Here is a 295-nt window from a genome sequence, read left to right as displayed (position 1 = left end):
GGTGCTGCGCAGCCGGGGCTGGAACATCCCGGACAGCGCAGCACCCGCAGGGCCGTAATGGCCGTGGCGGCGTTCCGGGGCTGATAGCTGCCGATCAAGGGCAGGCGGATGCCGTTCAGGCCGTCAAAATCAAAGGTGACAGCATCCAGATCCCCGTCCTCGATGGTCTGCCTGCTGAGATCTACCACGGTAAGCGGCGCGTGCCGCTCTGCCGCCGCACGGGCGATGACGGCATCGGCCTCGGGCACACCGCCATAGCTCACCACCGGACTGCCCGGCTTGATTCTGCTGCTGG

At 67.1% G+C, this 295-nt stretch carries 1 pseudogene; it reads right to left on the bottom strand.

From position 1 onward, the window contains the following. A pseudogene (locus P0G09_RS19405) lies at positions 1-295 on the bottom strand (bifunctional folylpolyglutamate synthase/dihydrofolate synthase); the annotation flags it as partial.

Source organism: Faecalibacterium sp. DFI.5.82, assembly GCF_029076575.1.
Taxonomy (GTDB): Bacteria; Bacillota; Clostridia; order Oscillospirales; family Ruminococcaceae; genus Faecalibacterium; species Faecalibacterium duncaniae.
The sequence above is the reverse complement of the archived record's forward strand: the minus strand, read 5'-3'. Positions and strand labels throughout refer to the sequence as shown.